This is a genomic window from Vreelandella subterranea, assembly GCF_900111305.1.
Taxonomy (GTDB): Bacteria; Pseudomonadota; Gammaproteobacteria; order Pseudomonadales; family Halomonadaceae; genus Vreelandella; species Vreelandella subterranea.
This window is the reverse complement of sequence record NZ_FOGS01000008.1, coordinates 1-26,886: the sequence shown is the minus strand read 5'-3', so window position 1 is coordinate 26,886 and position 26,886 is coordinate 1. Positions and strand designations below refer to the sequence as shown.

The 26,886-nt window shown below is 57.9% G+C and carries 35 protein-coding genes, 1 tRNA gene, 1 other RNA gene and 1 pseudogene; 28 read left to right on the top strand and 10 right to left on the bottom strand.

Annotated features, from left to right (window positions below; genetic code table 11):
* Positions 1 to 7: 7 nt before the first annotated feature.
* The 10 genes and pseudogenes from BMX75_RS12275 to BMX75_RS18410 all read right to left on the bottom strand — a co-directional run.
* Positions 8 to 3,196, bottom strand: a complete 3,189-nt coding sequence (locus tag BMX75_RS12275; protein WP_245748535.1) for an EAL domain-containing protein — start codon at positions 3,194 to 3,196, stop codon at positions 8 to 10.
* Positions 3,183 to 4,172 carry a GGDEF domain-containing protein gene (locus tag BMX75_RS12270; RefSeq protein ID WP_092828347.1) on the bottom strand — a complete coding sequence of 330 codons (990 nt, stop codon included), beginning with the start codon at positions 4,170 to 4,172 and terminating at the stop codon, positions 3,183 to 3,185. Before BMX75_RS12270 ends, BMX75_RS12275 begins: the two co-directional genes overlap by 14 nt.
* A complete protein-coding gene (locus BMX75_RS12265; protein WP_092828345.1) occupies positions 4,169 to 4,987 on the bottom strand; it encodes an alpha/beta fold hydrolase in 819 nt (272 codons plus the stop codon). Before BMX75_RS12265 ends, BMX75_RS12270 begins: the two co-directional genes overlap by 4 nt.
* Before the next feature lie 292 nt (positions 4,988 to 5,279).
* A tRNA-Pro gene (locus tag BMX75_RS12260) sits at positions 5,280 to 5,356 on the bottom strand.
* Positions 5,357 to 5,483: 127 nt separating this feature from the next.
* On the bottom strand, positions 5,484 to 6,302 hold the full coding sequence (locus tag BMX75_RS12255; RefSeq protein WP_092828343.1) for an inositol monophosphatase family protein: 819 nt from the start codon (positions 6,300 to 6,302) through the stop codon (positions 5,484 to 5,486).
* A gap of 25 nt (positions 6,303 to 6,327) precedes the next feature.
* The gene (locus tag BMX75_RS12250) at positions 6,328 to 6,717 is read right to left on the bottom strand and encodes an anti-virulence regulator CigR family protein (protein WP_245748533.1); all 390 of its coding nucleotides are present in this window, start codon (positions 6,715 to 6,717) and stop codon (positions 6,328 to 6,330) included.
* Between the two features lie 194 nt (positions 6,718 to 6,911).
* Positions 6,912 to 7,409: a pilin gene (locus BMX75_RS12245; RefSeq protein ID WP_092828341.1), complete on the bottom strand. Its 498-nt coding sequence runs from the start codon at positions 7,407 to 7,409 to the stop codon at positions 6,912 to 6,914.
* A gap of 82 nt (positions 7,410 to 7,491) precedes the next feature.
* Complete coding sequence (locus tag BMX75_RS18340; protein WP_092828339.1) at positions 7,492 to 7,917, bottom strand: pilin; 426 nt, start codon at positions 7,915 to 7,917, stop codon at positions 7,492 to 7,494.
* A 264-nt stretch (positions 7,918 to 8,181) separates the two neighbouring features.
* Positions 8,182 to 8,652: a S24 family peptidase gene (locus tag BMX75_RS12235; RefSeq protein ID WP_245748531.1), complete on the bottom strand. Its 471-nt coding sequence runs from the start codon at positions 8,650 to 8,652 to the stop codon at positions 8,182 to 8,184.
* Positions 8,653 to 8,922, bottom strand: a pseudogene (locus tag BMX75_RS18410) (helix-turn-helix domain-containing protein); the annotation flags it as partial.
* A gap of 117 nt (positions 8,923 to 9,039) precedes the next feature.
* On the opposite strand from BMX75_RS18410, the gene BMX75_RS18080 reads away from it, so the two are divergent.
* The 28 genes from BMX75_RS18080 to BMX75_RS12090 all read left to right on the top strand — a co-directional run bounded on the left by BMX75_RS18080 (position 9,040) and on the right by BMX75_RS12090 (position 26,402).
* Complete coding sequence (locus tag BMX75_RS18080) at positions 9,040 to 9,384, top strand: helix-turn-helix domain-containing protein (RefSeq protein WP_175474735.1); 345 nt, start codon at positions 9,040 to 9,042, stop codon at positions 9,382 to 9,384.
* Between the two features lie 2 nt (positions 9,385 to 9,386).
* Positions 9,387 to 9,824 carry a hypothetical protein gene (locus BMX75_RS12225; RefSeq protein ID WP_092828335.1) on the top strand — a complete coding sequence of 146 codons (438 nt, stop codon included), beginning with the start codon at positions 9,387 to 9,389 and terminating at the stop codon, positions 9,822 to 9,824.
* Entirely contained in the window at positions 9,821 to 11,878 is a 2,058-nt protein-coding gene (locus BMX75_RS12220) for a DNA-binding protein (RefSeq protein ID WP_092828333.1), read from the top strand. Before BMX75_RS12225 ends, BMX75_RS12220 begins: the two co-directional genes overlap by 4 nt.
* Before the next feature lie 41 nt (positions 11,879 to 11,919).
* Complete coding sequence (locus BMX75_RS12215; protein ID WP_092828331.1) at positions 11,920 to 12,639, top strand: AAA family ATPase; 720 nt, start codon at positions 11,920 to 11,922, stop codon at positions 12,637 to 12,639.
* 3 nt (positions 12,640 to 12,642) lie between these two features.
* Positions 12,643 to 13,272, top strand: coding sequence for a hypothetical protein (locus tag BMX75_RS12210; RefSeq protein WP_092828329.1), 630 nt, complete (start codon positions 12,643 to 12,645; stop codon positions 13,270 to 13,272).
* Positions 13,269 to 13,655, top strand: a complete 387-nt coding sequence (locus tag BMX75_RS12205; protein WP_092828327.1) for a hypothetical protein — start codon at positions 13,269 to 13,271, stop codon at positions 13,653 to 13,655. The genes BMX75_RS12210 and BMX75_RS12205 overlap by 4 nt, the downstream gene beginning before the upstream one ends.
* Positions 13,652 to 14,293, top strand: coding sequence for a hypothetical protein (locus BMX75_RS12200; protein ID WP_092828325.1), 642 nt, complete (start codon positions 13,652 to 13,654; stop codon positions 14,291 to 14,293). The genes BMX75_RS12205 and BMX75_RS12200 overlap by 4 nt, the downstream gene beginning before the upstream one ends.
* Positions 14,290 to 14,697: a hypothetical protein gene (locus BMX75_RS12195; protein ID WP_092828323.1), complete on the top strand. Its 408-nt coding sequence runs from the start codon at positions 14,290 to 14,292 to the stop codon at positions 14,695 to 14,697. The genes BMX75_RS12200 and BMX75_RS12195 overlap by 4 nt, the downstream gene beginning before the upstream one ends.
* A 1-nt stretch (position 14,698) precedes the next feature.
* Positions 14,699 to 15,043, top strand: coding sequence for a hypothetical protein (locus BMX75_RS12190; protein ID WP_092828321.1), 345 nt, complete (start codon positions 14,699 to 14,701; stop codon positions 15,041 to 15,043).
* Entirely contained in the window at positions 15,040 to 15,672 is a 633-nt protein-coding gene (locus BMX75_RS12185) for a DUF3164 family protein (RefSeq protein ID WP_092828319.1), read from the top strand. Before BMX75_RS12190 ends, BMX75_RS12185 begins: the two co-directional genes overlap by 4 nt.
* 113 nt (positions 15,673 to 15,785) lie before the next feature.
* On the top strand, positions 15,786 to 15,977 hold the full coding sequence (locus BMX75_RS12180) for a hypothetical protein (RefSeq protein WP_092828317.1): 192 nt from the start codon (positions 15,786 to 15,788) through the stop codon (positions 15,975 to 15,977).
* Positions 15,974 to 16,210 carry a hypothetical protein gene (locus tag BMX75_RS12175; protein WP_092828315.1) on the top strand — a complete coding sequence of 79 codons (237 nt, stop codon included), beginning with the start codon at positions 15,974 to 15,976 and terminating at the stop codon, positions 16,208 to 16,210. Before BMX75_RS12180 ends, BMX75_RS12175 begins: the two co-directional genes overlap by 4 nt.
* The gene (locus tag BMX75_RS12170) at positions 16,207 to 16,518 is read left to right on the top strand and encodes a hypothetical protein (protein ID WP_139197166.1); all 312 of its coding nucleotides are present in this window, start codon (positions 16,207 to 16,209) and stop codon (positions 16,516 to 16,518) included. Before BMX75_RS12175 ends, BMX75_RS12170 begins: the two co-directional genes overlap by 4 nt.
* Positions 16,518 to 16,583: hammerhead ribozyme type II (locus BMX75_RS12165), an RNA gene on the top strand. Before BMX75_RS12170 ends, BMX75_RS12165 begins: the two co-directional genes overlap by 1 nt.
* An 8-nt stretch (positions 16,584 to 16,591) precedes the next feature.
* Entirely contained in the window at positions 16,592 to 16,996 is a 405-nt protein-coding gene (locus BMX75_RS12160; protein WP_092828311.1) for a hypothetical protein, read from the top strand.
* Positions 16,997 to 17,197: 201 nt separating this feature from the next.
* Positions 17,198 to 17,641 carry a hypothetical protein gene (locus tag BMX75_RS12150; protein WP_092828307.1) on the top strand — a complete coding sequence of 148 codons (444 nt, stop codon included), beginning with the start codon at positions 17,198 to 17,200 and terminating at the stop codon, positions 17,639 to 17,641.
* On the top strand, positions 17,638 to 18,060 hold the full coding sequence (locus BMX75_RS12145) for a gp16 family protein (protein WP_092828305.1): 423 nt from the start codon (positions 17,638 to 17,640) through the stop codon (positions 18,058 to 18,060). Before BMX75_RS12150 ends, BMX75_RS12145 begins: the two co-directional genes overlap by 4 nt.
* On the top strand, positions 18,047 to 18,475 hold the full coding sequence (locus BMX75_RS12140; protein ID WP_092828303.1) for a Mor transcription activator family protein: 429 nt from the start codon (positions 18,047 to 18,049) through the stop codon (positions 18,473 to 18,475). Before BMX75_RS12145 ends, BMX75_RS12140 begins: the two co-directional genes overlap by 14 nt.
* 34 nt (positions 18,476 to 18,509) lie before the next feature.
* Positions 18,510 to 19,166 (top strand): flagellar export chaperone FliS, encoded by a 657-nt coding sequence (fliS, locus tag BMX75_RS12135; protein ID WP_092828301.1) that lies wholly within the window; start codon positions 18,510 to 18,512, stop codon positions 19,164 to 19,166.
* Between the two features lie 155 nt (positions 19,167 to 19,321).
* A complete protein-coding gene (locus BMX75_RS12130) occupies positions 19,322 to 19,684 on the top strand; it encodes a D-Ala-D-Ala carboxypeptidase family metallohydrolase (protein ID WP_092828299.1) in 363 nt (120 codons plus the stop codon).
* Between the two features lie 3 nt (positions 19,685 to 19,687).
* Positions 19,688 to 20,305: a 3TM-type holin gene (locus BMX75_RS12125; RefSeq protein WP_092828297.1), complete on the top strand. Its 618-nt coding sequence runs from the start codon at positions 19,688 to 19,690 to the stop codon at positions 20,303 to 20,305.
* Positions 20,306 to 20,323: 18 nt separating this feature from the next.
* Positions 20,324 to 20,665, top strand: coding sequence for a DUF2730 family protein (locus BMX75_RS12120; protein ID WP_092828295.1), 342 nt, complete (start codon positions 20,324 to 20,326; stop codon positions 20,663 to 20,665).
* Positions 20,666 to 20,965: a VpaChn25_0724 family phage protein gene (locus BMX75_RS12115; protein ID WP_092828293.1), complete on the top strand. Its 300-nt coding sequence runs from the start codon at positions 20,666 to 20,668 to the stop codon at positions 20,963 to 20,965.
* A 3-nt stretch (positions 20,966 to 20,968) separates the two neighbouring features.
* Positions 20,969 to 21,517 (top strand): DUF3486 family protein, encoded by a 549-nt coding sequence (locus BMX75_RS12110; protein WP_092828291.1) that lies wholly within the window; start codon positions 20,969 to 20,971, stop codon positions 21,515 to 21,517.
* Positions 21,518 to 21,614: 97 nt separating this feature from the next.
* Positions 21,615 to 23,153 carry a terminase large subunit domain-containing protein gene (locus tag BMX75_RS12105; RefSeq protein ID WP_092828289.1) on the top strand — a complete coding sequence of 513 codons (1,539 nt, stop codon included), beginning with the start codon at positions 21,615 to 21,617 and terminating at the stop codon, positions 23,151 to 23,153.
* Entirely contained in the window at positions 23,147 to 24,730 is a 1,584-nt protein-coding gene (locus BMX75_RS12100; protein ID WP_092828287.1) for a DUF935 domain-containing protein, read from the top strand. Before BMX75_RS12105 ends, BMX75_RS12100 begins: the two co-directional genes overlap by 7 nt.
* Positions 24,730 to 25,956 (top strand): PBECR2 nuclease fold domain-containing protein, encoded by a 1,227-nt coding sequence (locus BMX75_RS12095; RefSeq protein ID WP_092828285.1) that lies wholly within the window; start codon positions 24,730 to 24,732, stop codon positions 25,954 to 25,956. Before BMX75_RS12100 ends, BMX75_RS12095 begins: the two co-directional genes overlap by 1 nt.
* A complete protein-coding gene (locus tag BMX75_RS12090; protein ID WP_092828283.1) occupies positions 25,956 to 26,402 on the top strand; it encodes a phage virion morphogenesis protein in 447 nt (148 codons plus the stop codon). Before BMX75_RS12095 ends, BMX75_RS12090 begins: the two co-directional genes overlap by 1 nt.
* Positions 26,403 to 26,886: the final 484 nt, after the last annotated feature.

Sequence of the window (26,886 nt, the reverse complement as noted above, 5' to 3'; positions counted from 1 at the left end):
ACTGACCTCATGCTTTTGATACAGGCAGCACCTCTGGTAGTGATACAACGGCGTCTAGTGGCATGGGCCTCGCGAAAAGAAAGCCTTGCAGCAGATCGCAGTCGCGGCGTATCAAGTCATGCTGTTGATCGCGATCCTCAATGCCTTCAGCGACAACGATCAAATCCAGATGATGTGCCATGGTAATAATACCTTGCACGATTGCGGCGTTACGTATGTCGGTTGTAATGTCCTTGATGAAAGCTCGATCTAGCTTGACCTTATGTATCGGTAGGTCACGCAAATAACTCAAACTGGAAAAACCGGTACCAAAGTCATCGAGTGCGACCTTGATACCTACCGCCTTGAGTTGATTGATCAGGTCGATTGCCTGTTCGGCACCGTCCAACAAGACGCTCTCTGTTACTTCGATTTCCAGACAGTTACTGGGTATCCCGGATGTCTCCAAAGCTTGCTTCACATCATCCATGAATCCTTCCCGTCGGAACTGCAACGAAGAGATGTTGACAGCAACCGGCATTCTGAGACCGCGGATGTGCATATGAGCAATGTCCTGGCAAACACGCTCCAAGATCCAACGGCCTAATGGAATGATTTGGCCTGTCTGCTCAGCCAATGGAATAAACAGCCCCGGCGACACCAAGCCTCTCTCAGGATGATGCCAACGAATCAACGCTTCCAGACCTCGAAGGCGACCGCTAACGGCTTCTACGATAGGCTGGTAGAAGAGTTCAAACTGGTCGTCACGCAGTGCCGTATGTAAATCACGCCGTAAAAGTACTGACTCTCTGGTTATCCGCTGCACATCTCCTTGGTACCACTGCCAGGTATTACGGCCCTGTTGTTTTGCCTCGCCCATTGCAATATCCGCTCGTTGCATGAGCTCATGGGCATGTTCTACCACTTCGCTATTACAGGCGATGCCAATGCTCGCGCTAATATGAATCAACTCGCCTTCTACTTGAAAAGACTCCAATAAGTAATCAAGCAATTTTTCAGCCATACTGACCGCTGGCTCTACATCATCGAGCTCCGTAAACAGCAGCGCAAATTCATCACCGGTGAGTCGCATCAACGTATCGTATTGCCCTGTCACTCGTTGAAGCCTATCTGCTACCGCCACCAGCAGTTGGTCACCCACATGGTGACCTAATCCATCATTGATGGTTTTAAACCCATCCAGATCTAGATGCATCACCACCAGCAACCCACCCTGCTTTTTCGCTTCTATAAAAGCCGCATTCAGTCGGTCATCAAAAGCAGCTTGGTTGGGTAGCCCAGTCAACAAGTCATGGGTAGTCTGATAGGCCAACTGGGCTTCTTGCTCTTGCTGATGGGTTATATCTTTTGCGATGCCAAAGACACCTTGTGTAGCACCGCCGACAATGATCGGCATGGTGGTCAAGTCCAGAGACTTTAAATGCCCATCTTGGTGTCTGATCTGGAGCTCCACACGATTTGGCTTGCCGTCCAGGGTCGCGTCATAAATTGCCTGAATGCGCTCTACATCCTGGGATTGGAGCAGCATCGAAAAATGTCTGCCTTCTACCTCGTCACTGGTAAGACCTGTAATTTCATTACAAGCTTGATTAGCAGTCACCACACGGCCTTCACGATCAATCGATAAAACACCATCGGGGTGGTAAAGGTAGAGCGAGCGATAACGTTGCTCAAGGTCGTACTGTGCTTCTAGACGTTGTCGAGCCACCATCAACTCATGTGAACGCAGGAGTACCAGCCTTACCAAGCCCAAGCTCAGGGCCAAAAGGTAGCTGAGCGTCAGACCTGCAATTGCAAAACCTGCCGGCATGATACTGGCACGCAACATGCCTGAAACAGAATCCATATGGACGTTAAACGTTAGCCGAGTACCGCCAGGTAGACCAACACGGCGCTCTTCCAGATGCGGTAACGGGCGGATGGGGGTATCGTCGATGGCCCTCCCAGACTGTCTTAAGGTTAAGTAGGGTGTGCCTTCACCGACGTTGAGCATAAACAGACCAAGGGGCACACTAAGTTCGCGCTTGAGCAAGTCTCGTAAGTCGAGCTCTGCAACCAGCTTCCCGTCAGCATTGTCACCTAGTGAGGAAACCAGCAACACTGCACTGGGTTGATGTGCCACCCTGAGTGCCCATGTATCTGACCGCCCCGTTAAGAGCTCATCACGAAGATTTGGATAATTCTTCTCGGTAAGAAGGCGACGCTCATAGGGCTGAGGAGAAACCCGCAGCTCTTCAAGTTCACCGTCGGAACCAATCAAAGCAACCGTCTTTAAGTATGGCGCGTGCTGAAAGTAGGTATGAACATCGTGCTCCCAGCGAGCTGACGAATTCAAAGTGCTATTTAGCCCTTTTCGCCAAGCAAGACGTTGAATGAAATCCCGTTCTTCCTGCATGGCATGACGAGCATTGTGCGTGGCGTTATCCAACAAGGTACTCGCCTGGCGCTGCATATTTGCCTGAGCGCTCCAACTTAAGGTGTACCAAGCAACGCAGCTCATCAACACACCGGCTACGGCGGCGAACTGCGTAAGCCTGCCCAGCGGCAGTAACTGGCGGCTCCCCCGCCAGGCAGCGCCGACAAAAGCGACCCCACCCAGCAAAGCATAAAGCGTGGCCAGGAGGGGGGCGGATACAAATCCGTCTGCCCAGCCAATGCGGCTGGCGGGAAGCAATAACAGCAGAATAGAAAAGCCACCCGCGCCCAGTGCAAGCAAACCGCTAACGGCCCATAGCAGTCGACACCAGGCTTTTTTCATCCCCAACGTCGTACAAACAGCGACAAGTAAAAGCAGAAACGCTGCCGCCGAAAGAATTCTCGGACCACCTGATACCCAGGATGCCTCCTCCCAGGGGCTGCCTGAAACACCATTGTGGATGAGCGTATAGCAAGTGATCAGCGCCAATGGCGCAGCCGCCAGAAAAACTAGCCAACGCCAATGCACGAGCCAACCCAACAAGCACAGACCCGCTAAACAACCAGTCAGCGCCGCATCGGCCACCATTAACCCGCTCAAGGGATAAACAATACCCGTGAGATGCCCAATGAGCCCTGTCCCACCCAGCAGAATGAAGACCGATGCAGCCATGAGCAAACCGACATCCATCGCGACATCGCGTATCCGGTAGGGCAAGTCAGCAACCTCCCGAGAGTTTAAATCAGCCATATTGACTTGACCTTTTTCATCCGTTGACAAGGCGATTTCGCCCCTCCCGCTTAGCGGTATAAAGCGCTCTATCCGCTCGCGCCAGAAGGGTCTCAGATGTGTCTTCAGGCAAATAGCTTGTTACCCCCAAGCTGACCGTAATCGGCACGGGCTGCCAATGATAAACCTCAATGGCCTGTCGCAACCGCTCCAGAGCGTTGCTGGCCTCGTCAATGGCGGTTTTCGGCATCAGCAAGGCGAACTCTTCGCCGCCAATGCGCGCAGCAAAATCTTGGCCTCTTAGCTTCGATGAGAGTAGTTTTGCAAGTTGTTGCAATACCTGATCACCAACCGCGTGACCATATTCATCATTGACGGGTTTAAAATGATCAATGTCCAGCAGGGCCATGCAAAAACCTTCAGAAAGGAAACCTTCAGCCCGGGATAGTAACTCCTTAAGCGCAACATCAAGATGACGACGGTTAGGCAAGCCAGTTAGCGGATCACTTTTTGCTTCATGCCCCAGCCTCATGGTCAGACGTTGTAACTCTTCGTTATGGGATTTCAGGGTCGTGCGCATTGACTCCAGTTCGGTGATGACGGCTTCTTTTTCCTCCAGGGCGGTCTGAGCTGCTTGGCGAGCCTCCAGAAGCTCTCGCTCTAACTGGTCCTTACGGACGATCGGCTGCATGGAGATCAGTATCTGTGGGTCTTTCTGATCCCCCAACCGGCGCGCACTGCATAGAACAGGAAGGGTGTCACCGTTCGAAAGATTTAGACTAAGATGAACTTCACTGACCGACCCCACATCCGCCACTCGGTAAGCCAAAACCCCTTGGTAAACCATACGTGATTCACAGGTGAACAGTTCACTTGCAAGTCGATTGACAAGTTGCTCTGAAGGGAAGCCCAGCCAGTCACTAAGTGTGTGATTCACCAGCACCGTATACCCTTTACCATCAACGACAACTTGGCCTGATGGCGCAAATTGCCACCAGCGTGCGATATCGGCAGGTCTTGGATTCATTGGCGTTTCCCCCCTTTCAACCCAAGTTGCTTCTGAAGTCCTGAGGCGAGAATGTCTGGTGCTGTCAGTTGGGGGTAATGGCCACTGGCATCTAACACAAGGAGCTGGCTATTAGGGAGGTGCTGTTGAAGGTATTGAGCTGCTTCAATAGGCACTATGGCATCCCGAGCGGTTTGAACAATCAAGCTGGGTACCGTGACATTCTGCAGATGGTGGCGGGTATCCCCCAGAAAGATATTCCTGGCAAATGGGCGAAGCACCTCGGGCGGTACCGCAAGAAAGCGTTGTTGCAAATTTTTTTGCTGGGTATCGGTGGCTGTGTCACCTATAGCGATTTGTGAAACGGTACCGGCCCAATCTAGGTAGTTTTGCTCCATAAGCTGCATCAAGCCATTGAGCTGGTCACGAGTGTAACCACCCCGATAGTCAGGCGGGTCGTCCAGGTATCGAGCCGAACTGCATATCATGACCAAGCGGCGGAAGGCGTTGGGTCGTTCAATGGATGCAAGCATACCAACGGTGCCGCCAATGGAGTGGCCAAGCATCATGGCGCCTTCCAGCGCCAGTTCATCACACAACGCCACAATATCTTCGGCATGTCCGAATGGCGAGTCATGCCGCACTACATCGTAAGCTTCCGGGGCGGCACAGCCGAACCCCGCCAGATCGACAAGGATTAGGCGATAGTCTTGCTCAAGCGCAGGAATCAAGCGACGCCATACCGTCTGATCACATCCAAAGCCATGAATCATTAATAGCGGTGTCGAACCATGCCCAAGCTCATTGACATTAAGAAGATGGCGAATTGATGACATAGGACGCTCAAATTTATTATTGTGAAAGGTCCATCAGACAGTATCACCATGTGTGAGGTCAGGCGTAGGTCGGCATTTCAACGCCGAAAGAAGGCTTAAAAATCACGACCTCTTGATGATCTCTTAGTGCCAAATAAAGAGGTTCTGATCTGAAACTGAGATGCGATAAGGCGTCGTACTGTTGCCAGTTACTTTTTTATTTTCGGCGCCTGCTACCGATTCGCCACCTGGAACCTAGGCAAAAAAAGGCCACTTGCTGGGTTAGCGAAGTGGCCTTTTCTGATAATTTCTTTGGTCGGAGCGACAGGATTCGAACCTGCGACCTTTGCAACCCCATTGCAACGCGCTACCAAGCTGCGCCACGCTCCGATTGATTGAGGCGTTAATTTCTTGCCTCAAGACGGTGCGTATACTAGCGGTTTAGCGGGCAAATGAAAAGCTCTTTTTGCGCTTTCTTTTCAAGTGCTTGTCTATCATACCGATTCATGGTTTCAGCCTATGCGGCGCTATCGGCATCGCGTAGTAACCTGACCATCGCAGAGTGAACGGCGGGCGTACTCACAAGCAAATGCTGGGAGTATAAATCTTCGGGCACGTCAGTCGGCACATCGTAAAGATGCCCCACACTGGCACCTGCCTCGCGGGCAATGACCCAACCGGCGACGAAATCCCAGGGCGAGACACTCTCGTAATAAGCATCCAGCCGCCCACAGGCAACATCGCAAATATCCAGAGCAGCCGCGCCGTTACGACGTATATCGCGGCAGTTGGCCAATACGGCAGCCAGGCGAGGCATGAGAGCTTCCCGGGCCTCTCGCTGGTAGGGAAACCCGGTTGCCACAAGACTGCGCGCCAGTTCGTTGGCACCGCTTGGCCGGATGGGCTGGTCATTGCAAAAGGCCCCAGCGCCCTCAGCAGCAGTGAAGGTTTCTTCCAGGAACGGCGCGTGGACAACCCCCATCTTTGCCACACCGTCTTCCATCCAGCCAATCGAGACCGCCACATGGCGAAGCCCCTGGGCAAAGTTGACCGTGCCGTCAATCGGGTCGACGACCCATAGTTGGGGGGCACTTTCGCTGAATGCCTGATCAGGTGAGAGTTCTTCGCTTAAACGGGTCTCGCCGGGGAAATGTGATGCCAGTTGATCACTGATAAAGCGATCAACCGCGACGTCGGCGTCCGTCACCAACTCATCGCCCGCCTTGTAATGCCGACCAAAGGATTGCTCCTGGCGTGCCTGACGAATCATTTGCCCCGCCTGTTCGGCAATCACACGGGCGATGTCCAGGCGCTCTTTGAGGGTGTAGGCAGGCATTAGCAGCTCCGTTAATGGCAAGGCCCTAGCGTAGCGCATCCACCAGAATATCGACAACCACGCGGGTGGCCGCATCGATCAACACCACATCAGACCCTACACGCTGCCACTCATAACCGGGATAACGAGGCAGCTCGTTGGCGATCGGCCCGTCAAACCGCTTGGCGATGCCTGGCGGAAGTGGCTTCCCACGTGCCAGATTGCGCTCTATACCCGGTGGAAGCGACTCGGCCCTGGGAGCGCCATATTCACGCAGCAGACGCTTAAGCAACTGCTCTTCGATACGCGGGGGAGCATCTTGGTAATTCCTTGCGCTACGATCATCGTAAGACCGACTCTCACGCCCTGACGCCTGCCCCTGATGATGCCGCTTGTCACGCGCGCCATGAGCGGGGGCATGGTCGGGCTGGGCCATGGCCGGGCTGCTTAGCATAAGTGCTATGAGTGCGCTAGGAACCGCAATTTTGAAAAGATTCACTGTAAGCTCCACATATGGATTTAGTACTTACAGTGTAGTTAACCAATGCGCAGATATTGAGTAAATAACAAGCATATTGCGGACATTTAAAGTGCTGAAGACGCCATAAAACCGATATCTTTTTTGGGGGGCTAAAGTTCTTTCTGATCACGGCAGGAACCCGGCAAATATTTTTCGTCAAGCGCATTGCCTGCACCGGTAGTCGTGCGGCAAGACCACTGAATAGAACCATCTGTCGCTTCAGATTCCATCACCACCCATTTGCCTGCAATGGCGCTGTTGGCATTATCGCTCATTTCCATGACCACGCGAGCCCCATAGTTCTCTTCGCCAGGCCAGATGCCGATGTAAGCCACATAGCTATCGTCACTGCTTTCTCCGCCGTTACCGCTCCTATCCACCTCTTCAGGCAAACCAGCTTCATCATTGCTATCAGGGAAGCGGCCTCTCACCGCGTAAAACTCACTCATGGTCGTTTTATAGGCGGATGCCAGATTAAAAGCCTCGGACACCTGGGCGCGAGCAGTGTAGCTCTGGTATTGCGGAATGGCGATGGAGGCCAAAACACCGATGATAGCCACGACAATCATCAGCTCGATCAGCGTAAAGCCTTGCTGGGTTCCCTTCATTTTTATCCCTCTGAGAATACCAAGCCGTTACTATCTAACTAAATGGGGGCCTAAGGCCCCCATCAATTAGCTAATTTTTAAGTTAGTCTTCGCGGCAGCCAGCAGGCAACCAATTCACTTGAGCATCGCTGCCATCGGCCCAAGAACATGTCCATCCGTTACCTGGGTTTTGGTCATCACCCTCACCGATAGCGGTGATTAGCATTGTCGACCCGTTAAGAGCGCTATTATTATTAAAAGAAACTTGAATCGCAGAAGTGTCATCGGAGTAATCAACTCCCGATACATAGCGTCCAGATATTTCGTCATTGTCTGAACCGAATGTATCATCGCCCCCAAGGTCTCCACGATCTGGCATACTTCCTCTTAGCGAGTACTGCTCAGCAATGTCCGCGCGAAGCCCAGCGGTAACCGACAGCCCTTCGCTGGCCTGGGCGCGGGCGGTGTAGTTCTGATACTGCGGTACGGCAATGGATGCCAATACGCCGATAATTGCCACCACGATCATTAGCTCGATCAGGGTGAAACCGCCCTGCTTCTGTGGGTTAGCAGTAGATATGGCACAGCGGATCAATGTGGGACTATAGATAACAAACAGGGATAACCTGGGATCAAGCGGCGAAATTTAGAGCCACAGATTCAGAAGGTTACGAACACGAAGCCAGTATATAGCGCCAGCAGATTAGACACCAACAGTGCCAAAGGCGCGCAAATTGATAAAAAGGCCGTTCCTACATGGAGCGGCCTTTTTTGTTGGATGTTTGGCACAGCCTCAAAGCCACCCCGCCGACCACACGGCCCGCCCGATGATATCCAGTTCGTGCAAGCGGTCACGCGGCACGACCACTTCGCGGTATTCCTTGTTGGTGCTGATGATGCTCACACCGTCGAAGTTGCGCTGCAGGCGCTTGGCGTAGAGGTGTCCATCCAGGCGGAGGATATAGATACCCTCGCCCTCAATCGTGGTGCGCGTGTGGTCGATCAGCACGGTGTCGCCGCTGTGCAGTATCGGCTCCATGCTGTCGCCGTCTATGCGGATCGCTGACAGGTGCTCTGGCGTTAGCCCCTGCTTACGCAGTGAGTAGCGCGTGAAGCTGATGTGCGTTAGCACCCGACAGTTCTCGTTCCAGGCTCCATCGCCCGCGCTGCACTGAGCATCATAGAGCGGAACAAAAGCATAGTCCTCCATGCCAAGCGCCTGGACCGCCTCTTCATGCTCACTTCCAAAAGCGAGCCATTGCATGTCTTTCCCTAGCGCGTTTGCAATTAGCTCTAATCGATCAAGTGTTGGAAAGGTATCCCCGCTCATATAACTGCGTATTGCACCTTCAGACAATCCGCATCGGCGCGAAAATACGCGCGCACTCTCACCACCTAAAGCATCTTTAAGGCGGGAGGGGAAGCGTCCGATTCCATCACTAGGAATCGGATGCTCCCCACCATTCAGTTGATTATCATCCCTTTCTTCGTAACCCACTGTTTTAAAACCTCTTGCACAAAAATAAGAGCACATTGCGCAATAAAAAGAATCGGATGCTCATTTATCCGCTTGATATACGCATTTATCCGCGCTATGTTTATGGGGAAATACAGGTTAGACACCCCAAAAAAACGCCACCGAGGTGACGCCATGAAACAAGATATTCCTATCAATCCAGCCCAGCGCTGGGAGTGGCTGAAGTACCAACTCCGCAGCCAGGGTTCTAGCTTTCGCAAGCTTAGCGATGAGCTGGGCGTCACCGGCAACGCCGTACAAATGGCGAAGTACACCCCTTACCCACGCATGGAACGCGCTATCGCCAAAAAGCTTGGGTTGACCCCACAAGTTATTTGGCCAGAGCGCTGGAACCCAAACGGTACGCCATGCCGTGAACGCCCCAATCGTGCTGAGTTATGTCAGAAGTCAACACGCGACAACACCAATACTAGCGCTTCTAACGCGTCTACGCATCGTCAAATGGCACAGGGAGCATAGCCATGAGGCGCGTCAAAGATACCCAAACGCTAGACATCTTCGAAGTGCCTGCCCCCGTGGTGCCCTTGCCGGGCAGTGGCAACTACGCCAGCCAGGTCAGCGAGTTGGTGGGGATAGTGCTGAAAGACTGCCCCGTCGACCGTTACGAAGTCGCTGCGCAGATGAGCCGCCTTTCCGGCGATGACGTCTCAAAGCACATGCTTGATGCCTGGAGTTCGCCTGCCCGCAGCGATCACAACATCCCTTTCTATCGCATTCCGCTTCTTGAGGAAGTCTGCCAGAGCCACGTGTTCACCGACTGGATCGTCCACCTCCGTGGCGGGCGTGTCGCATACGGCCGTGAGGCGCTGGCCGCCGAGTACGGCAAACGCCAACAGATGCTCGAAAAGCTCAAAACGGACATGAAAGAGCTGAAGCGTTTGATGGGGGATGATCAATGAACTGGTACACCGCCAAAGAACTGGCCGGGCTGCCAGGACTGCCCGGCACTGAACGCAACGTTCGTGAATATGCCAAGCGTCATGGCTGGGAAGGTCAACAGCGACTGGGCAGCAAGGCTGTCGAATACGCCTTTGCCGTGCTGCCCACTGAAACCCAGAACGCCCTGTTACTGGCCCAGGCAGAACAGGCCGATCCCACGCCTGCCAGTACCGTTGCCGCTCAACCGGAAGATCCGCGCCCAGGCCAGCAGCAGCTAACCGATGCCCAGCGCCAGGTGATGAGCGCCCGCGTTGCCTTCGTGCGCGAGATAGAACGCATGAGCCGCATGGTCAGCCAGCAGCGCGCCATCGAAACGTTAGTTGCTCACGCTAAAGCGGACGACCTAACGCCGTACCTTAAACAGCGTGTGGTGATGGCCAACGATCGCAAGACCGCCACCCGCAACCTGAGCGAACGCACGCTAAAGCGCTGGATCGCCGACTTTAAAAAGCACGGTGAGCGTGGCCTGGCCCCAAAACGCCGCCAAGCCGATATGAGCATGCCGCCCTGGGCCGGTGATTTTCTCAAGCGCTACCAGAAGCCGCAGAAGCCCTCGGTCGAAGCGGCCTATCAGCTCCTGGTCGAACAAACAGAACCACCGCACCCCTCTATCCACCAGGTGCGCCGCTGGCTAGCCAAGCTTTCACCGGAAGCGCGTGAGCGTGGCCGCATGGGCGCCCATGAACTGAAAGCGCTTCAGCCCTTCAAGCGCCGCACCAGTAAAGAGCTATGGCCCAACGATGTATGGGTCGCGGATGGCCACACCTTCGACGCCGAGGTCATCAACCCGCTGACCGGCCAAGCGTTCCGCCCCGAAGTCACGCTGATCATCGACTGGGCCACGCGCCGCATCGTCGGCTTTGCCTTGAACCTTGCCGAATCAACCCTAGCCACGCTGGATGCCCTGCGCGATGCCGTAAGCCGTGCGGGCATGTTCAACCTGTTTTACGTCGACAACGGCAGCGGCTTCGACAACGCCAATGTCTATGAAGTCGTCGACCGCCTGGGCGGCACCATTACCCACTCGCTGCCTTACAACTCCCAGGCACGCGGCGTGATCGAGCGCGCCCACCAAAGCACCTTGGTGAAGCTTGCCAAAACCATGGACAGCTACATCGGCGCGGACATGGACAAAGAGGCGTCGACCAAAGCGCACAAGCTCAGCCGCCGCGACATCAAGAACGGGCTAAAGCCCAGGTTGATTCCGACCTTTCAGGAGTTCTTCGACCGGCTCAACGACGCCCTGGACGTCTATAACCACCGCCCCCACTCGGGCCTGACCAAAATTCGCGACCTGGACAGCGGCAGGCTACGCCACCAAAGCCCCATGGAAGCCTGGAAGAACGCCGAGGCTGAAGGCTTCGAAGCGCTCACCGCGCCTGCTGATGTGGTCGCCTCCCTCATGCGCCCGCAAGAGGTACGCAAAACCAACCGTGGCGAGGTTCGCATCAACGGCGGCCTGTACTTCCTGGATGCCCTACGCGACTTCCACGGCGAAGAGATCCGCGTCGCGTGGGACTACCGCGATACCGCAAGCGTCGGCGTCTACACCCTGGAAGGCGAACACCTGGGCGATGCCATTCTCGACGGCAACGCCACCCCCGCCATGCCAGCAACGATGATCCAGCGCGCCGCCGAGAAGCGCGAAAAAGGCCAGCTCAACCGCCTGGCGCAGAAAGCCAAAACCATCACTGGCAGCGACGTCGAGATCCGCGCGATTACCCCAGCCGCCAGCTATTCAGACGAAAAGCAGGCGGCCGCAGGCCGCGCCTACGCCAAGCAACTGGCGGATGAAGGCACTCGCTTTCAGATACCTGACAGCAAGATGGATCGGTACCGGCTTTGGAAAAAGCTGGATGGACAGTTGCAGCAAGGTGAGGAAGTGCCTGAAGCCGCCCGTGAATGGCATGAACGTTATCAGCACCACAGAGATTTGAAAGCCATCGCCAAAGTGATGGATGCAGAAGTGGATGCGGGTGGGCGGCAACCCACCCGCAACCGCCGGGCCGTCTGAACCACGGCCCATGACACCCCAACCTTGAATAAGGAAGCACTATGAGCGTCAACACCATTGTACCACTCACCAACGTCGGCTTACTCGCTGCAGCGGTCGAAAGCGCCGCCAACCGGCCGCCGGAACTGCCAGGCCTTGTGGTCATGTACGGCCCCAGCGGCTACGGCAAGAGCCTGGCAGCGGCCTACGCGGCAAACATGCACCGCGCCTACTACGTCGAGTGCCGCGAAAGCTGGACCAAGAAAGCGTTCGTGGTCGCCGTGCTACGCGAGATGGGCATCATCCCCATGAAAACGCTCTCGGAGATGGTCGACCAGATCGCCGAGCAGCTCAGCAGAAGTGGTCGCCCGCTGATCATCGATGACGTCCAGTACGTGATCGACAAGGCAGCGGCCAACGTCCTCACCGACATCTACAACGCCAGCCAAGGCACGTTGATCCTGATCGGCGAGGAGCGCGTGCCCGCTTCAATGGCACGGCTGGAGCGCCTGCATAACCGCGTACTGGAATGGGTGCCCGCCCAGGCAGCAAGCCTGGATGACGTTCGCGCCCTGGCTGACAAAAGCTACCCCGATATCGAGATCGAAGACGACCTGCTGGAAACCGTCAACGACCGCGTTAAAGGCTGCCTGCGTCGCGTCGCGGTCAACCTCTACCAGATCCACAGCGAGGCTACCGCCAACGGCTGGACGATGGTCGGCATGCGTGAATGGGGCGAGCGTGAGATCCACACCGGCCAGCCACCGGCGCGGAGGGGTTAAGGCATGGCAAAACGTAAACCCCAACTCAACGCCCAAGGCCCGCGCATCGACCGCCAGGCCATCTGGGAAACCCTGCGCGATATGCACGCCAAAGGGTTAGCCATCGCCACGGTCGACGTATCGCTACTGATGCCGGATGCGGTCAGCCAGGGCCGCGTGCGTGACTACCTAAACGGCCTCGAAAAAGGCGGCTACCTCGCCCGTCTCGATGTGCCGCGCAAAAGCGGCGAGCCGGTGCAGTTCAAGCTGGAAAAAGACGTCGGCGTGGAAGCCCCGCGCGTGCGCAAAGACGGCTCCACGCCCACCGGTGGCCTCGGTCGTGAACAGATGTGGCGCACGCTCAAGATCATCGGCGACTGCACCTCCCGAGAACTGGCGGACGCCGCCACGACGCCCAAGGTAGAGATCGCCGAAACAACGGCCAACGAATACCTGCGCTTCCTGGCCGCTGCCGAGTACGTCGCCATCGTTCGCCCTGGTTCTCCCGGCGTGCTGACCCGCTACCGGCTGGTCAGTACCCGCTGGACCGGCCCGCGCGCGCCGATGATCCAGCGCACCAAGCAACTCTATGACCCCAACACCGGCCAGGTGGTGTATGTCCGCGTGACCAAGACCGAAGGGGGTGAGCCATGAGTGACGTCATCCGCCGTACCCGCACCGTCGACATCTCCAACTGGGGTGACGACGTACCGCGCTGGATCGTGCTGCTCGCCGACGAGGTGCGCGCCACAAACCGCAAGGTAGCCGCCGAGCGTATTGGCGTCTCGCGCAGCGCGGTGTCATTGGCACTGGCCAACCGCTACCCCAGCCCCTCAACCGCAAGCATCGAAAAGAAGGTACTGGAAGCGCTAGACGGCCTCGACTGCCCGGCGCTCGCGATCAACATCAGCGCCGAGCAGTGCCGCGACTACCGCGCTCGCCCCGCGCCCACCCACAACCCCATGGCCATGCGCATGTGGCAACACTGCCAGCGCTGCCCCCACAACCCCGACAACCAGGACGGAGGCGACCAATGACCCTTAAAGCGACGTGCCCCGAGTGCGGCATGACGGCCGACATGGCCGCCTTCGTCACCCAGGGCGAACACAACCAGGCATTAGCGGCGGCTCTGGATATGCCCGCGCTGCTGAGTAGCCGCATCGTGCGCTACTTAGGCTTTTTCCGTCCTGCCAGCCGAGCGCTGGCCAGCGCCAAGAGCGCCCGCCTGCTGACGGAGCTGAAAGACGTGATCACCAGCGGCGTGATCGAGCGAAAAGGCATCAAGCGGGAGGCACCGCTAAAGGTGTGGGTGATGGCCCTAGACCAGATGCTGGAAAGCCCACCCAGTGGCCTACCGCTAAGCGGCCACGGCTACTTGTACGAAGTCGTCGCCCGCTGCGCCGACCGCCATGCCGGTGAGCAGGAAAAGCAGCGCGAGGAAGCGGCACGCAGCGGTGCCAAAACGCCTGCAAATCGCTTACCGGCGGCCGCGTTTCAGGAGCGCTCGACCGATGACGTACTGGCCGAACACCGCCGCATGGCCGAACGCCAATCCACGGTGGCCACCACCCCAAAGGGTCAGCGCCACAACGCCAAGGCGACTGAGCAAGCCAACGCCCCCAAGCGCCTATCGGAGCTGTTGAAAGGGGCTGCCAGCAAGGGAGACGACCAATGACCACTTACAGCGATGAGCACCTGGAAGAATACGCCGACCGCTTCGTGCAGCTGCGCCTGGCCCGCCACGGCGTCAACCTGGCGCAGTACCTGGCCAACCCCGTGCAGTTTGAACGCCTGGCGTTAGAGCCGGAACCGCTGCTACCGGCCCAGCAAGCTGCCGTTTTACGTATCTGGCAGCGCTGGGATACCGGCCTGGCCGAGCAGCCAGCCGCTGCACAGGAAAGCTCGGTACCGGACTGGGACTGGCGTGACCTGCTCGACCGCTGGCGTTGTGAAACCGAACAGGCCGAGCGAGCCGTGGCGCGCATGCAGCAGCGCAACGGCGCGTATGTCGAGCCGCTTCATCACCACCGGCACAACGCCCGTAACCGCAGTGCCAACTTTGCCAAGCGAGGTGCCTGAAATGAGCCATCTGATCCTATCCCATTTACAGGCAAACGACGGTGCCACGCTGGATGAGCTATGCACCTCCACCGGTCTGAACGCCGACGCAGTGCGCCATATCCTCACCGGCCTGGTGAATAGCCGCTTCGTGATCTGCCTCGTCGACCGCTACAACCGCACCCCGAAGTGTTACGCCGTCACAAGCCAAGGGCATTGCGAGTGGTGCGGCCTCTACGAGCACCGACGCGTCGCCGCTATGTGCCCGCGCTGCATCGACAAAAGCAGCGGCCTTGAGTCGCTTCCCAACACGCCCATGGCCGCGCTACCGGCAGGCCTAAACACACCCGAAAGGAGCCAAGCATGAACCCCCCAGCAACCGAAAATCAGCAAGTGCCCGACGGCTTCCGCATGGACGCCAAGAGCCGACTGGTGCCCGAAGAGCAGATCAAAGAGATCGACAAGCTACGCGATGAGCTGGTGCTCTCGATTATTGACCGCGCCTGTGAGCTGCGCGACCAGCTCCGCGACTTCAAAAGCGACGTGTTCAGCGAGATCGAAGCCTTCGTTCAAACCTCCGCCCAGGAGTACGACGTCCAGATCGGCGGCAAGAAAGGCAACATCCAGCTGGTCAGCTTCTGCGGCAAGTACAAGGTGCTGCGCGCTATCTCCGAAAACATCACCTTCGATGAGCGACTGCAGGCGGCCAAAGGGTTGATTGAAGAGTGCCTGCGGGACTGGACAACCGACGCCCGCCCCGAGGTGGCCACCATCGTGCAAGACGCCTTCCGCGTCGACCAGGCGGGCAACATCCGCACCGGCCAGGTGCTCGGCCTACGCCGCCTGAACATCCAGGACAAACGCTGGCTGCGCGCCATGGACGCCATCAGTGACGCCATTCAGGTCACCGGCTCCAAGAGCTACATCCGCATCTATGAGCGGGTCGGCAGCAGCGACCAGTACCGTCCCATCAGCCTAGATATCGCGGGGGTGTGAGATGAAAGATCTATTCAGCGCGTACTGCTTTGCTAGTGGAGAGATTCAGGTAAGCAAGCGTGTTCCAGGCGGCGCAGTCGTTCTTGCTACTGGCCCTGATGAGGAGGTGTGACATGGACGACGTCAAACAGCGCTGGAGTTCACGCAAGTTCTGGGCGGCGATGTTCTGGCAGCTCGTGATGGTCGGTCTGCTGATCGCCGGTCTGCTGCCGGTCGAGGTATTCGAGGCACTGACCTGGTTGCTGCTCGGCGGGTACTTCGTCGGCAACGTCGCTCAGAAATGGCTGCTTAAGGAGGCTTCATGACCGCTATCACCAACGCTTCATCCATCCGCGTTAGCCCCGCCATGGGCGGGTTTGTCGCCACTTTGCGCGGCCAGCGTGCCACCGGTGCCACCCATCTCGAGGCGGCACTGGCCGTCGCGCGGCGGGTGTACGGCCCGCGCGTCAACGTCCGCACCGATTACCTGCGCGACTCAGACCCCATGGCGGGCATCCAGTACCGCTATCACATCACCCACCAGCGAGGTGCCGCATGAGCGATTCGATGGAGCACTTCCCTCATCTTGAAGACCTGGTTCGCGATGCTGATCGTGCCGTCATCGAGGAGCAAACCATGCGCGTGGTGCTCAAGGCCGAGCAGCATCACCAGCATGTCCGCGACCAGCTACAGCAGGTTGTGACTCTGGGTGATCAGGGTAAACGCATATCCCTCGGAGATGATGGCCCAGTTCTGGAGCCAGGCACGCCCATGCACAAGGGGTTCGTGACCGGCATTAAGGTGGCGCTGCACATGGTGGGCGACTTCCCGCTGAAGGTTGTGCATTCCAGCGAGGACGATGACTGAAGCGAAACGCCCCCGCGTGGGGCGTCTGCCGGGCGTGGTGGCCCAGCACTGATGAGCAGCCATGAGGTGAACAATGGATAAATGGAAAACGATCAAAGAGCGCCTAAAGCACCTGGGTGGTTCCGTAAAACTGCTGGCCGATGGCTACGAGCTGACGCTGACCAAGGCGCATGACGGCAAGAGGATCTTCGTTGTGGTGTACGTGAACGGCGTTGTGCAAGGCAAGTGGACGGAAACCAAGGATGAAAAGCCCGTGTATCCCGAAGGACGGTTCTGGCGACCAGTGAAGCGGGCGGCATATCGCAAAAAAGTGTATGCGCATGCGAAGCGGGCGTTTGGCAAGAAAGAGGCCGATCGCATGGTCACACCTCGGGTCGTCGGCGTAGCACCCACCTTTGGCACCGAAGGCGCGGCGGTGGCTCACCTCAAGAAGCACTTCCCTGATCTTGAGATCAAGTCGGATGAGCAAGCGTCATGAGCAAGTGGACTCAGATCACCGAGCTTGGCCAAGAGCGCCTGTGCAGCAAGTGCAACGACTGGTGGCCCGATGATCCCGAGTTCTTTTATCAAAGCAACGGTAAGAGCCGACAGCCGTGCAAGGCCTGCTACGAACAGCTGCCATCGGTTATTCGAAAGCGAGCTAAGCAACGAAAGCCAGATAGCGCCAAGAGGTGGATTTATGAACACTGAACGCATTCCTTTCAAGCCGCTAGGCGAGGAATGGCAGGAATCCTTCGACATGCTGTGCGGCATGTGCCGTCACCTTGGCCAGTGCGAAATCATCGAAGGCATGATCGAGATGAAAGACGGCACGCCGTGGCCCCAGGGCGGCTGGGTGACTGACCCCGGTGCGGGCATTACCTGCCTGAGCTACAAGCCCAAGCCGGTGCGCATCTTGGAAGGCCAGGAACTGGAAGACGCCCTGAACAGCGCTGTGCCCATGTGCGGCGGCTGTGCCGCGCGCAAGGGTAGCGATGCCTCCAAGAGCCTGCACACCCAGCGCGACTTCAACGCCGCTGTGAAGCGCCAGGGCGTGTTTGCCTGCCACGAAGGTGCGAACCACGGTAAGCCTTGCGGTGGCTGGTGCAACGCGGTACGCCGCCAAAGGGGAGCTACCTTATGATCAGCAAAGGCAAGCTGGCTCAAATCCACATCGCTAAAGCCCAATTGGGCCTAAGCGACGAAGACTACCGCGCAATCCTCGCCCGCAAAGCGGGCGTAAGGAGTGCCAAAGAACTCACGAATAAGACCGTTGGCGGTGTGATGCACGAGTTCCGGCGGCTGGGCTTTGAGCCGAAGCCCGCAAAGAAAGCGGGCCGGAAGGCACCGCGCCCGCCGCGCTCACGCCAACGGGAAATGAACAAGGTCGAGGCGCTACTTACAGACGCGGGCCGCGCCTGGGCCTACGCCGATGGCATGGCCAGGCACATGTTCAAGGTGGACCGCGTGGACTTTCTCGACGATAACCAACTGCACAAGCTGCTCCAGGCGTTGATCATCGACGCCAAGCGGCAAGGACGGTACCCCGATGACCTCGCATAAAGCCGACAACCTAGACCTGGGCTTTGGCATCCCTAATGATGCCCTGGACTACCTCGACCCGGAGATCCTCAAGAAGTGGCCGCAGGGTTTAAGCGATATGCTCACGGTGGTCGAGAACGCCCACATCCGCGCCGGTGATGACCAAAAGGTCGCCCGCCGCCGTGCCTTCGCTGCCGTCAGAGCGATCAGCTCTTTTGCCGGTGGGCGAAGCCTCTACGTGCCCCAGGGCCGCCAGCTCGACCGCGCCCTGCGCGACCGCGAAATATGGGAGCGCCACACCGGCGACAACATCCAGCAATTGGTGGCTGACTACGGGATCTCCGAGGCGCAGGTTTACAGCATCCTAGCCGAGCAGCGTAAGCTTGCCCGCGCCCGCCTGCAGTCGGATCTGTTCGCTGAACATGATAAAGGCTAAGCTCTAAATACGATTATAAAAAAGGAGACTGCCTATGGGCTGGTTGAAAAAGATACATGAATGGCTTTTAAAAAAACCAAAGGACACCCAGCCTAGAAAGGCAATGAATGTAAACGTGGCTGTGAAACCTCCAACGGCCCAAGATGAAACCATAAGCTTTCTGCACAAAGAGGCCACCGCCGCCATTAATGAAAAAGATTTTGAAGGGGCTGTAGAGCACCTTCAAAAAGCCTATGCAATGATGGTGGAAACTCGAACCGATTACTCAATTGAGCGATATCTGCGCCTGCCCAACTACCTACAACAAGCAGGCCGAATGGAGGAAGCCGAAGCCACCTTTCAAGAGATGTTATCCACGTGGCAACAAGGCAATGAGAAAGCGAGTATTCATAACCAAATGCGCATTGCTTACGGTCGTGAAAAGCGTTTTGATATTGCTTCCGTGCACGGCATGCATAGCATCCTCTGGCGCTGTATCTCCTACACTGAGCACAGAACACCATTGCCGAAGGAAGAGTGGGCGACCTTAGAGCATTGGCAGCCAGAAGTAGAGAAGTTGCTGAAGCGCACGAAGCAAACAGAATTACTGGATCAGGTGCTAGATAAGGTGCAAGTTTTTCTGGCCAATCCTGACCGCGACCAACTGAAAAAGACGGCTGATGAAATCGAAACGATCATCCAAGCGCGCTGAATATAAAAAGAACCCACAACCCGCCACGGCGGGTTGTTTGCATTCTGGCCCATCAAAACTCTTAAAGCGCTTGATTCCCGCCGCCTATCCTACCCCCTCTAGCCTGAACCTCACTGCAACGTGCTTTCGCCACCCATGCAATGAGGCTCACTCCCATGCCCCGCAACGATCTTTCCAACCATTTTCAGCGCCGCGAGTTCGCGTGTAAATGCGGCTGCGGCTTCGATACCGTAGACCTTGAAACCCTGGTGCTGCTGGAAGACATCCGCACCCACTTTGACGTACCCGTCACCATTAACAGCGGCTGCCGCTGCGCTGACTACAACCGCCAGGTAGGCGGTGCCACCGCAAGCCAGCACCTGCTAGGCCGCGCAGCGGACATCCGCGTTCAGGGCGTTGACCCCGCAGAGGTCGCCGAATACATCGAAACCCAACACCCTGACGCCAGCGTTGGCCGCTACAACACCTTCACCCACGTGGATACACGCACAAGCGGCCCTGCCCGCTGGGGCGGGTGAGCAATGAGCCTGAAAGGTCTACTCGGCAATATCGACACCGAAGCGCTAAGTGGCGCGGTCTCAAAGGGTGCGCCGTTGCTTGGTTCGTTGATCGGCACCCCGGCCACTGGAGCTGCCATCGGCATGATTGCTAAAGCGCTAGGCACCGATGCCAATCCCGAATCGATTACCCAGATGCTCGAACGCGATCCCGAGGCTAACGCCAAGCTTCAAAAGCTTGAAAACGAACACCAGCAAACACTCACCCGCATGGTGCTGGAAGCGGAAGCCGTGCGCCTAGGCGAAGTGAACAAGACCATGCGCGCCGAAGCCGCCAGCAACGATGCCTATGTACGCCGCTGGCGGCCTACGTATGGGTACCTGACCGCTGCCGCCTGGTTTATCCAGATGACCGGTTTCACCGTCATTCTGGGCGTGGTGGCGTTCCGCACCCCTGGCGAGTTGGCCGCGGTAGTGGGGGCGCTGGGTGCCGTGCTGTCAGCGCTGCTCGGGTTATGGAGCATCGCCCTGGCCGTACTCGGCATTAACGTGCATAAGCGCAGCCAGGATAAACAAGTGGCAGCAGGCCAAGCGCCCAAGGCGGGCTTTATGGATGCCATCGTCAAGCGCGTTGGCGGGTAACCAACCAAAGGGAACGTCATGGAGTTAATCAACTGGGCGGCCGCCAAGCTGTTCTTCGACATTGCCCAGGCAGTCTTAATGGGCGGTGTCGCGGTATATGTGTGGTGGACCAATCGAACACGCGCCACTGGCACTGCCATTACGCAGGTCAACAAGCGGATTGATGAAGTGGACAAACACGTCTCAAGCCTGGAGCAAACGCTGGAAAACCGACCCGGCTACACCGAGATCGAAGCACTGCGCAGCGAACTGGCCGAGATGAACCGAGGCATGGCCCAGATTAGCGCCCAGATGCAGAGCACCACGGCACTGCTCAACCGCCTGCATGAGTACCTGCTGACGGAAAAAGGGAAACGATAAATGAGCTATCACGACTTTGAAACCGAGGGCCGTCGCCTGACGATCCTGCGCATCCTGGCCCGCCGCAACCAGTTCACGACTAACGAGTATTCGCTCAACGATGAGCTGAAAGGCGCGTATGCCCATATCGTCAGCCGCGACAAGCTGCATGGCGACCTGGCGTGGCTGGAAGAACAAGACCTGGTGATTGTTCAACAGCCCCGCGCCGGTTGGCTGATCACACTGACCGGTCGCGGTGCCGACTGCGCTGAAGGCTTGGCCAACGTACCCGGCGTAGCCAAACCACGCCCAGGAGCGTAACCCATGCCGCCTCGCAACAAGGTGTTTGAACTGCCCCAGGACGTGCGCGAGCAGCTTAATGAGCGGCTAGTAAGCAGCGGATTCCAGGGCTATGAAGCGTTAGCCGGATGGCTCAGCGAGCGCGGTTATAACGTTTCCAAAAGTTCGGTGCATCGCTATGGCCAGGATCTTCAAGAGGAGTTTGAAGAGGCCATGGGCGACGTGCGTAAAACCACCGAGCTGGCCCGTGCGATGTCTAGCGAGGGCGAGGATGAAAGCGGACACCTGATCGACGCGACCGCAAGGATCTTGCAAGACCAACTGCTGCGAATCTCTATTGCCATGCGCAAAGCCGAGGAAGACCCGGCCAAAGCCGCCAAGCAACTGGGCAGCGTGACCAAGGCGCTGGCCGATATTGGCCGCGTCTCGCTCAGCCAGAAAAAATGGGCTAAAGAGCTGCGCGTGGAAGTCGCCAAAGAGGCGGCGGAAAAGGCCGAGACCAGCATGGCCACCCAAGGCATGAGCCGAGACGCCATCGACGCTATCAAGCGCGACATTCTGGGGATTGCCTAATGGATGAACTTACCATCGCAGAAGCCATCATGAAGGCTGGTGATAGCCTAGGCTGGGCGATTGTTGTGGCCGCTCTAGTTCGGGGGTTATTAAACAAATGACCGCCACACCTTCTACAGTGCCTGCATCCGCGCTCCCTGAATCCGTTCTGCTGCCCTATCAGCAAGCCTGGATCGAAGACGACTCCGAGCTAAAGCTCGGTGAGAAGAGTCGCCGTACCGGCTTGACCTGGGCTGAAGCGGCGGACGCCGTGCTAACAGCCAGTAGGTCCAAGGTCGCCGGTGGCACCAATCACTTCTATGTGGGCTCCAACAAGGACATGGCCATCGAGTTTATCGATGCCTGTGCCATGTGGGCCAAGGCTTTCAACCGCGCCGCCTCGCACATCCAGGAAGAACTTTACGAAGATGAGGATAAAAACATCCTCACCTTCACTATCCACTTTTCCAGCGGCTTCAAGATCCAGGCGCTCAGCTCACGCCCCAGCAACATGCGGGGCCGCCAGGGCAACGTCACCATTGACGAAGCCGCCCACCACGATCAGTTGGCCGAGGTCCTCAAGGCCGCGCTCGCCCTCACCATGTGGGGCTCAAAGGTGCGTCTCATCAGTACGCACAACGGCGTCGAGAACCTGTTCAATGAGTTGATTCAGGACAGCCGCGCCGGTAAAAAGCGCTATAGCATTCACCGCATCACCCTGGATGACGCTTGCGAGCAAGGGCTGTATCAGCGTATTTGCCAAGTGCGTGGCAAGCCCTGGAGCCTGGAAGCCGAAGAGCAGTGGAAAGCCAACCTGCTGGCCGATACGGCCACACGGGAAGATGCACTGGAGGAATATTACTGTGTGCCCAAAGCGGGCGGTGGTGCCTACCTTTCCCGCGCCATGATCGAAGCGCGCATGGTCGATGCCCCCGTGGTTCGCTTTGAAGGCAGTGCCGAGTTCAACGCGGTACCGGAGCACTACCGCGCCCTAGAGATCAACGCCTGGTGCATTGAACACCTGCTACCAGTACTGGAAAAACTCGACTCTAAGTTGGCTCATTGCTTTGGTGAAGACTTTGGGCGCAGCGGTGACTTAACCGTCATCGCGCCGATGGCCATCACTCAACAGCTAGTACGCCAGGTGCCGTTCCTGGTTGAACTGCGCAACGTACCGTACAAGCAGCAAGAGCAAGTGCTGTTCTTTATTGCCGATCGCCTACCACGGCTACAAGGCGGCGCGCTGGATGGGCGTGGCAACGGTAACTACCTGGCCGAGCAGGCGGCCGAGCGCTACGGCAGCATTGTCGACGTCGTCATGCTCTCCCAGAGCTGGTACCTCAACAACATGCCGCCCTTCAAGGCTGCGTTTGAAGATGAGCTGATCAGCATTCCCCGCGACAGCAACGTGGTCGATGACCTTCGTGCCCTTCAGGTCATCAAGGGCGTGCCCAAGCTACCCGATGCCAAAACCGGCGATAGCAAAGACCGCCACGGCGATGCGGCTATTGCGTTAGCGCTGGCCTACTACGCCAGCATGATGGACGTAGCGCCCATCGACTTCACCCCCGCGCCCCTGCCTGGCGTTTCCCGCCAGGATGACGACAGCGACGACATTGAACACACCGGATTCGGCATAGGAGGCGGCGCATGGTAAGCCCAAAAGCACTGATCAAAAAACTGTTTGGCAATGAAAGCAGTCAGGCACTCGACGAAGAGCAAACCAACGATTCCCGCGTTGGCCAGCTCAAGCGGGAGTTTGCCGAGCACCCCACCAAGGGGCTGAACCCGCACAAGCTCTACCAGATTCTGGAAAGCGCCGAGCAAGGCGACCTGAAGGCTCAAAGCGAGCTGTTCGACGACATGGAGGAGAAAGACCCACAGATCGGGGCCGACCTAGGCAAGCGCCGCCAGTTAAGCGCAGAGCGTGAATGGCAGATCGTCCCGCCGGACGGCGCGGATGCACGCGAGAAGAAAGCCGCCGAGCAAGCGGCCGAGGTGTTCAGTGGCATTGAGGTGGAAGACTTGATCCTGGACTTGGGCACTGGCATTGGCCACGGCTGGGCCAACCTGGAGCTGGCATGGGGCCGCGATGGCGCGATGCGCTTTATCGAGCAGCCGACGCTGCGGCCGCACTCCTGGTTCCGCCTGCATCCGGAGGATCAGAACTGCATCACGCTGCGCGACATGAGCGCCACGGGTGCAGAGCTATGGCCGCTAGGCTGGATTCAGCACCGCCACCGCGCCAAGGCCGGGTACGTGGCCCGCATGGGCCTACACCGCATGCTTGCTTGGCCATACCTGTTCCAGAACTACGCCCTGGGCGACCTGGCCCAACTGCTGGAAATCTACGGCATGCCCGCGCGCATCGGTAAGTACCCCAAGAACGCGACTGAAAAAGAGAAAGCCACACTGCTGCGCGCCGTCGTTAGCTTGGGCCAGAACGCGGCGGGCATCATCCCAGACGGTATGTCGCTGGATTTCCTGGAAGCCGCTAGCGGCCGCGCCGATGTGTACAAAGCCATGATGGACTGGTGTGAGCGCGCCAAAGCCAAGGCAATCCTGGGCGGCACGCTCACCAGCGGCACCGGCGAAGGCACTAACACCAACGCCCTGGGCAATGTGCATGAGCGTGGGCAAATGAGCCTGATCCGTTCCGATGCACGCCAGTACGCGGGCAGCATCGGCAAGCACATCCTGTGGCCGATGGCCGCGCTGAACTTCGGCATTGAGAAGCCCAGCCGCGCGCCGCGTTTCTACCTGGACACCGGCGAAACCGAAGACCTGGAACGCCTCTCCAAGAGCCTTCCGACCATCGTCGACATGGGCGCGAAGATCCCCATGTGGTGGTTCCACGAGAAAAGCGGCATCCCGAAAGCCGCCGAAGGCGAAGAGGTACTGATGCCAAAGGCAGCGCCAAAACCCGTTGGCGCGCTACGTTTGGCACAGCCTCAAGGCCAGAGAATTGCGGCCCTGCGCTTGGGCGACAGCGAAGAACCCGACGCTCCCGACTTGCAGCTGGAGCGACTACAGCGTGAAGGCGATACCGCCATTGAGCCATGGGTTGAGCAAATCCAGGCGCTGGTGGAGGAAGTCGAAAGCCTCGAAGAGCTGCGCGATCGGCTGGTCGAGCTGGCTCCCGAGCTGGGCGTGGAAGACTTCGCCGAGGTGATGACCGAAGCCCTGGCCGCTGCCCACCTCGCCGGGCGCTATGACATTGTCGAGGGGGTCTAATGCCCGCTGCTGAGTTTGGCTCCCTGCCGTTTGCCGAACAGATCGAGGCCATGCGCGAAAAGGTGGCCATCCCTACCAACACCTGGTCGGATGTGTACGGCGCAGAAAACGACCAGGCGTTTATGGTCGCCGGTGCCAGCCGCCAGGCCATCGTTGAGGACTTCCAGCGCTCGGTGCAGTTGATGATTGAGGAAGGCAAGACACTGGCCGACTTCCGCAAAGACTTCGACCAGATCGTCGAGCGCCACGGCTGGGCCTACAAGGGCAACCGAGGCTGGCGTTCGCGCGTCATCTACGACACCAACCTGCGCCAGAGCTACGCCGCCGGGCGTGAGCGCCAGATGGAAGACCCGGAGCTGCGCCGCCTTCGGCCCTTTGGGCTTTACCGGCATGGAGGCAGCGAGAACCCGCGTTCAGCGCACCTGGCCAACGATGGCCGCGTGGTACCGCTGGATGATCCCTGGTGGGATTTCTGGACACCACAGAACGGCTACGGCTGTAGCTGCAAGAAGTACATGGTGAGCCGTCGGCAGGCGGAGCGCGAGGGCTACACCGTGTCGGAGCGAGGCCCCGACATCGAGTACGTCGAGCGCACCATTGGCGAGAATGGCCCTAACCCGCGCACCGTGCGCGTTGCGAAGGGCATCGACCCCGGCTTTGACCACCGCCCCGGTAGCGGCCGCGCCAGGGGTATTACCCCACGCCCCAATCAATCCGGCGCACGTTCCGGCACAACAATGCCTAACCGCCAGGCGCAAGACGCCATGCCCGACTACGCCGAAGAGGCGGAGGAACTGCTGGAAGCCGACCAACCCGAAGAGCGCTACGTGGATGCGTTCCTGGAACGCTTCGGCACCCAGCGCGGTGGCGACGTGCGGCGCTTTACCGATGCCGCTGGGGAGTCGCTGCCCATCAGCGAGGATCTGTTCCGTGATGGACGTGGCGGCTGGTTACTGCCGGGGGATGGCCAGAACCTCGGCGCGTTAGCCCGCACACTACGCGAGCCGGACGAAATCTGGACGGCCCTGGAAACCATCGAAGGCGAACGCCCGCGCCTGCGGCGTCGCTACCTCTCCCGCTTTGTACTGGAAGGCGGCGAGGAAGGTTTGTTCATGGTCGACTGGGGCCGCGACGGCTGGTCCGGCCAGCGCCTGGAAAACGCCGCCGAGCTGGAAGCCTGGCGGCGCGGGGTTCGCCTGTACCGCCGTGATGAGGAGACAGACTAATGGCAGGTATCAAGCTCGACTTCCGCATTGACGATGACAAGGTCATGCGCGCCCTGGGCGAGCTCAACAAACGCGGCCGTGACGCCCAGCCCGCCATGGCAGCAATTGGCGAAGACCTGGACCGCGCTACCCGAGAACGCTTTGATCAGCAGGTCTCGCCCAGCGGCGACCCATGGGAGCCGCTGTCCGAGGAGTACCGCAAGCGCAAGCCCCGGCGTCAGGATGAGATACTGGTACTCAACACCTACCTGCGCGATACCAACCGCTACGACGCCGGGCCGGACTACCTCGAATACGGCACAGACCGTATCTACGGTGCCAGCATGCACTTTGGCGATGAGGAACGCGGCATACCTGAGCGTAACTGGCTGGGCTTCTCAAGCGACGATGAAACCAACGCGATAGAGACCCTTCTGGACTACCTGGGCGAGCCGCTAGGCGAATAATCAACGCGGCCCTGTGAGCGCCGCTAAGACGTTACCCGCTACGTTGGCCCGACTTTTCCCCGCAAGGCGCGTTAGACCCGCGTTAGATTTTGATTTAGCTTGATATAGACGAAGTAGCTGCCGTTATGTAAGTGTGGTTCAAATCAAAAATCCAGGGAACGTTTCATGGCACGTCGACCAGCCTATAAGAAAATTCATTATGTAAGAGCAGTGTATAGCCCCAATTCTCAGCCTGGCACTTCGTTCGATTGCTTGGTGCGTGAAGCTCTTACGCGCTTACAATCAGTAGCTGACACGGCAGTCACCATGGCTACTCTCGGAATAGTAGGCGTTAGGGCGCGTCATAGTGAGTGGAACAATCCTCGGGCTCCACTAAAATTAGCGTTAGGTGCAGGCACTCCAGATGAATCTATGGGTACTTTTGGCACTTCAGAGCCAGCACGAGAAGATGCAGATGCCCCTCATCACCCGCCAGAAGAACGAG